Source organism: Spirosoma montaniterrae (assembly GCF_001988955.1).
GTDB lineage: Bacteria > Bacteroidota > Bacteroidia > Cytophagales > Spirosomataceae > Spirosoma > Spirosoma montaniterrae.
In genome coordinates this window covers 5,301,382-5,307,500 of record NZ_CP014263.1, presented here as the reverse complement: position 1 = coordinate 5,307,500, position 6,119 = coordinate 5,301,382, and the positions used below count along the sequence as shown (strand labels likewise).

Annotated in this window: 4 protein-coding genes (1 of these 4 running past the window's edge); 1 reads left to right on the top strand and 3 read right to left on the bottom strand. The window is 52.4% G+C overall.

Annotated features, from left to right (window positions below):
- Positions 1-2,590, top strand: partial view of an AAA family ATPase gene (locus AWR27_RS22835; protein WP_077133329.1) — the 3' portion only. It extends 500 nt beyond the left edge of the window; the window shows 2,590 of its 3,090 coding nt (coding positions 501-3,090); its start codon lies beyond the left edge, outside the window; the stop codon is at positions 2,588-2,590.
- Between the two features lie 96 nt (positions 2,591-2,686).
- Here AWR27_RS22835 and AWR27_RS22830 read toward each other — a convergent pair whose 3' ends face one another.
- From AWR27_RS22830 to AWR27_RS22820, 3 genes are all read right to left on the bottom strand, one after another.
- Positions 2,687-3,511: an enoyl-ACP reductase FabI gene (locus AWR27_RS22830; RefSeq protein ID WP_077133328.1), complete on the bottom strand. Its 825-nt coding sequence runs from the start codon at positions 3,509-3,511 to the stop codon at positions 2,687-2,689.
- A 96-nt stretch (positions 3,512-3,607) separates the two neighbouring features.
- On the bottom strand, positions 3,608-4,642 hold the full coding sequence (locus tag AWR27_RS22825; RefSeq protein ID WP_077133327.1) for an alpha/beta hydrolase: 1,035 nt from the start codon (positions 4,640-4,642) through the stop codon (positions 3,608-3,610).
- A 57-nt stretch (positions 4,643-4,699) separates the two neighbouring features.
- Complete coding sequence (locus AWR27_RS22820) at positions 4,700-6,097, bottom strand: methyltransferase RsmF C-terminal domain-like protein (RefSeq protein WP_077133326.1); 1,398 nt, start codon at positions 6,095-6,097, stop codon at positions 4,700-4,702.
- Positions 6,098-6,119 lie beyond the last annotated feature (22 nt).

The following is a 6,119-nucleotide window of genomic DNA, read 5'->3' as shown; positions in this document are numbered from 1 at the left end:
GGGCGCGTTCGACAAGTTTCTGAAAGCTACGTCGGGCGAACGGAGCAAACTGCTGGAACAGATTACAGGAACGGACATCTACCGAAAACTCAGCCAACGGGCGCACATTCGTAGCCGTGAGTATGATGACCTGATTCGTGATAAACAACGCGAGACGTCTCTGATTCAGTTACTCCCAGATGAGCGTGTAAGCGAACTGACCGACCAGCGAACGGCCATCGAAGCCAGGCTGAAGAATCTGGCGAAGGAGATTTTGCTGTATCGAAACGAATCAGGGTTTGTTGACGATGAATCACAGGCCAGGAACGAGTTGGCCAATTTGATTTTGCAACAAATTGCGCTCAACGAACGACAGGACGCGTTTGCTCCTCAAACTGAACGACTCCGGCAACATGAGCTTATAGCTGATTTGACCGTTGCTTTGTCGGATTTGGCGAATATAGAAGAACAGCGCAACCGGGCGGGTGAGCAGCAGCAAACGGCACGGGTAGCCATTTCGGACATACAACGAAAAATAGATGCATTGGTAGTACAGGCGCAAAGCCTGACCCGGCAACCAACCTTAAACCAGCAAACGTTTGATGTTGACCTGAACGCATTCCGCGATGAAGTACTGGCCCTAATGCAGCAGATTCGGTCTGAACAGGACCGGCTAATACAGCCCCGGCATCGTATTCAAAACCTGGTCGAGACAGCCGAAGATGTCTGGCTGCGGAATCTCGATCCTACCGACGCAGCCGAAATTGAACGGCAGGCAATGGCCCGACGGCAGAAGATTGGCGTACAGTTGGTGCAGCTCGAAGATGAATACCCGCAAATGACCCCTGAGCAGGTACGGGCCGAGATTGAACGGCACATTCAGCGCGAAAATCAGCTTTCGGCCCTCATCGAATTGCAAAAACAGCAACAGGAGCGGCTGGCTGAGGGCATGGAGCTGAAAAAGCTAATTGATGAAAAACAAGCATTTGTTGATGCCAATAAGCCCACCCTCCAGCAACTCCTGACCGAACTAAGCAAACTTGAGGAGCAACGGCGGGCATTGGAGCAGCAGCGGATTCGGATTGCAGAAGAAGTCAATTTAGACGAACTCCGAAAGGGTTTAACATCAGGTGAACCGTGCCCGTTGTGTGGTTCAATCGACCACCCGTATGCCCAGCATTACATACAGAAAACCGGCACCATCGACGTGCAATTACGCTTGCTGGCCGAAGACATCAAAAACAAGGAAGACGAATGCGAAACACTAAATAATCAGCTCGTATCGGCAAAAGCAGAAAGCAATCAACTTGATGTGCAGCGGCAAACATTACGGAAAGTATTTACGACTAATAAGCAACTGATTTCGGAGCAATTGGCAATAGTGACGAGCGAAGCGGAACTGCAACTCGAAGCCCTTAAAGATATGCAGCTTATGGCCGAAGCCGAGCGTAAAGAACTGGCCTTGCTGTTATCGCTTTGGGAAGAAGAGAAAATGCTCGACCGCCTAACCGACGACTTACAGACCGTGCGGGAAAGCACCGACTTAATAGGTCAATTGCAACAACAAAAGCAGGAACGCTATGATGCTGACGACGTAAAAGAACGCTGCGCCCAATTGCTGCAACAGTTCAATCAATTTCAGTCCGAGATTGCCACGCAACAAGGGTTGTTAAACCAGACCACGAAGGCGTATGACAACGCCAGTAGCCAAATCGAGAAACTGGAAGGCCAACTTCAACCGCAACTTACAGCCCGTAGCTTACCCGACGCGGCCACAGCCCGGCAATGCCTGCTCGATACCCCAATGCTACGGCAACTCCAGGAGGAACAACGCATTCTGGCCGACGAGGCTCTGAGCCTGTCGCTCCGTGTGGGACAGGAAAAGGCGAAGCAAAAAGCCGCCCAGGAAGCGCGTAAAACCGACTTGCCAGCGGCTGAGGTTCAGCAAAAAGTGAAGGACCTGGAGAAAGAGCAACGGCAGAAAACCGAGCAGTTAGGCAACGTGAAAGCACAGTTGCTGAGCAACGATAAGGAGCAGAAACGGCAGCAAAAACTAACCGCCGAGCTAACGACGCTCACCAACGAAGCGTTGCCCTGGCGCGAACTAAACCGGCTTATTGGCAGCGCAAAAGGCGACGAATACAGCCGATTTGCCCAAAGCCTGACGCTCTCGCAACTTATCGGCCTTGCCAATAGACGCCTGCGTGACCTCTCTGACCGCTACTTGTTGCTAAAACCGCGCGACGGACAGGACGAACTCTATGTAGTTGACCAGTATCAGGGCGGGGCCGAACGCACAGTCACGAGCCTGTCGGGGGGCGAAACCTTCACGCTAAGTTTAGGGCTGGCATTGGCCCTGTCTGACTTAGCGTCACAGAACGTACAGATCGATAGCCTATTCGTAGATGAAGGCTTCGGTACGCTCGATCCCGAAAGCCTCGACACAGCGATTGTCATGCTCGAAAAATTGCAGCAGGACAGTCAGAAAACCATCGGTATCATCTCGCATCGCCACGAGATCAAGGAGCGCATCAGTGTTCAGATTCAGGTTGAGAAAGGTAATGATGGCAACAGCCGGGTTAGGATTCTGAACCATCTGAACCAGGATTAGCCAGGATTTGTACGATTAAACAGGATTTATGCGCTGCGCTTACTGGATTGTCAAACAAGCGCAGCGTAGAGTCCTGTTTAATCGTGCAAATCCTGGCTAATCCTGGTTCGGACGGTTTATCAATTCCATTACCTCCTCCGAAATGCCGGTCATGCTGAAACCGCCGTCGTGGAACAGGTTTTGCATCGTAACCATGCGGGTCAGGTCGGAGAAGAGGGTAATGCAGTAGTCGGCACACTGGTCGGCAGTGGCGTTGCCGAGTGGGGCGGTTTTATCAGCAAAATCAAAAAAGCGGTCGAAACCACCTATGCCGCTGCCCGCCGTGGTAGGCGTGGGCGACTGCGAAACAGTATTGACGCGCACGTGCCGGTAGCGACCGTAGCGATAGCCAAAGCTGCGGGCAATAGATTCGAGCAGGGCCTTGGCGTCGGCCATATCGGTATAAAATGGGAACGTCCGTTGCGCGGCCATATAGGTAAGGGCAACCACCGAACCCCATTCGCTGATGGCGTCGAGTTTGTAGGCCGACTGCATCATTTTATGGAACGATACTGCCGAAATATCAATCGTTTGCTTCAGCCATTCGTAGTTCAGGTCAGTGTAGGCTTTGCCTTTGCGGATGTTCGGACTCATACCGATGCTATGCAACACAAAATCGACTTTCCCGCCCAGCACCTCCTGCGATTGCGTGAAGAGTTTGTCGAGGTCTTCGGTTGAGGTAGCATCTGCCGGAATAATTTCCGCTCCGGTTTGTTCGGCCAAATCCCGAATGGCTCCCATACGCATGGCAATGGGGGCATTGGTGAGCGTGAACGTTGCCCCTTCTTCTTTCGCTTTCAGCGCGATTTTCCAGGCAATCGATTGGTCATTCAGTGCGCCAGAAATAATTCCGCGCTTCCCGTTCAGTAGTCCGTAAGGCATAAATTTTAGTGATGAGCGATGAGCGATGAGCGATGAGTGAGTGTTGCGCTAACAACTCATCACTTATCGCTCATCACTCATCACTACAAAATTAGCTTATTTTTTTGGGTTGAAGGCCACAGTTGCGGTGCTGGTGGCAGTTGGTACTTTCACAACTTCCTGAAGAAACTTCGCTGTAGCGGCCTGTACAGCGGGCCATTCCTTCGTTGTGTATTCTGAAGCAATAACGTGGGCACCGGCTTCGGGGAAGGCTTCTTTGCGCTTCTGATTAGCGGGGGTGCCAAGTTGGTCGTACATATTCAGCATGGCTTTTATTGAGACCGTGGGATCCTGATGTTCTTCGTCTTTATAGTAGTACGCCAAAAATGCAGGCTGTTTCACCTTCGTGAAGGTTTCGGGCGTGGCGTAATGATCCAACACGGTTTGCAGGGTAATCAGGCCATTGGTATGGTACTGTTCGTACCAATATTTGGCGCGTTCGGGCGTGGTTTTTTCGTTGCGAACGTGTTTATCGGGATACACGTTGTCGAGAATCTGCTGCCCCCAGGGTAGCGTGATGAGTTTCGCTTTGGCGTCGGCAACGGCAATACAGGGCGAATACAGCACAATACCGGCAATTTCAGGGTGTTTCGATGCCAGATAAAGCGTCAGCATCCCGCCCATCGACGTACCGACAACAATTACTTTTTCGCCAATTGCTTTACCAATTGCCAACGCCCGTTCTGCCGATTCGAAGTAGGACGCGGGTGTGAGGTCGATCATCGCATCGGGCGAATCGAGACCGTGTCCGGCGTTGCGGGCCAGATACAAATTACTGCCAAATTGTTCTGCCAGATTGATATTTACCGGATAGCCTTCGCCCCAGCTTGCCGTATAGCCGTGAACATACACGATGCTATATGGCGTTTTTTGTTTACGGATACTGTCGGCCCATACGATGCGGGCGTGATTGTCGGGTTTGAGTTTAAAACCAGCTTCGTAGCGGGCTATTTCTGCGTCAATTTGATTAAGATCGGTAGTCACGGCAGGAATTTTTCCGCTGTCGAGCGGCACAGACGGGCGCGGCCCGGCCACGTAGCCAACCGCCAGAAACGCCAGCGATACGCCAGCAATGGTGAGCACTCGTTTCATGTCAGTAACGCGGGTCGAAACCCGCAGCGGTAGAAATGGTGAAAGGTTGAAACGAAGTTAATCGAAAAACTCGGTCTTCAGGTCCATCCGAATGCGCCAATCTTTAGGCAGGTAATTATTGACCCGGTTGCCAACGCCTTTCATCCAGCCCAAATTCAGGCCGTTGTACTGCGCCAGCAGCCACCCTTTTACAGGTTGCTCAAAGACCAGATTCTCTTTTTTGAAATACCGAAGTGCTTCTTCTTTACTCAGTGCAATGCCCGGCAAATCGGTACGGATGGCGGTGCTCAACGCCAGCGTGTGCGATGGAATAAAATCCGACCCTTTGAACTGTCCCATTTCCAGCCCGAACCCTTTAGTATGCAGCGCCACGTCGAGAAACAAAAACGTTTTCTCTAATGATTTGGGTAGGGCCATCACGTCGCCGTTAGGCTTCTCCCAAAACGAAAAATCAGTTGGTTGCCGGAGCCAGTCTGCAACGGCTTTGGTCTCGCGGGGCCGCAACGCACGAATGCTCCGAAACGTGCGGGCGTCGAGTTTTACAGTAGGCGTGAAGCCCGTTTTCTCAAATACGCTGATAAAAAAGCCCTCGCCCCGAACGCGGTGTGGAAAACATTGATAACCAACGGCATTGCCCGTGCGTTTTTCAACAATGTTCCAGTCGGGCGACAGGTTGAGCGGGCAGTTACGAAAACCGCTTTCCAGCAAATATCGAACGTTATCCACATTTTCGACATCGTTATACGTACAGGTCGAATAGATCAGGATGCCGCCCGTGTCGAGCAGGGGCGCGGCTGCGGTTAGAATGCGCTTTTGCCGGGCCGAACAAAGTTGTATGCTCTCGGGCGACCACTCCCGAACAGCGTCGGGGTCTTTCCGAAACAGCCCTTCGCCCGAACAGGGCGCATCGACTACGACTACATCGAAAAAACCGGCCAGTTTATCTAAGCTCTGCGGGTCGTGGCTACTGATTACCACGTTTGGATAGCCCCATTTATCTATATTCTCGCGCAGAATCGATACCCGGCTACGAATCACTTCGTTGCAAATCAGCAAGCTATCGGGATGCAGTACCGACGCCAGTAAGGTACTTTTGCCACCCGGAGCCGCACACAAGTCCAACACTCGAAGAGGTCGGCCCAGGTTGGTGGTTTGGCGCAACGCTTCGGCCAACAACATCGACGACGCTTCCTGCACGTAATACCCTCCGGCCTGAAACAGCGGATCGAGCGTGAACACAGGACGTTCGGGCAGATAATAACCCTCGGCACACCAGGGTACTGGCTCAAGGCCGGTTGTATCGAACGCGGGTTTTCGCGGATTGAGCCGGATGCTCACGGGCGCGGGCTGCGTCAGCGCGGTTTCAAAGTCGGCGAAGCTATCGGCCAACTGTGTTTGCATCTGCTGCCGGAAAGCGTCGGGCAGTTGGGCCGTAATTGGGCGACTGGTGTTCATTGGGCAAAGGTACGACCGGAGC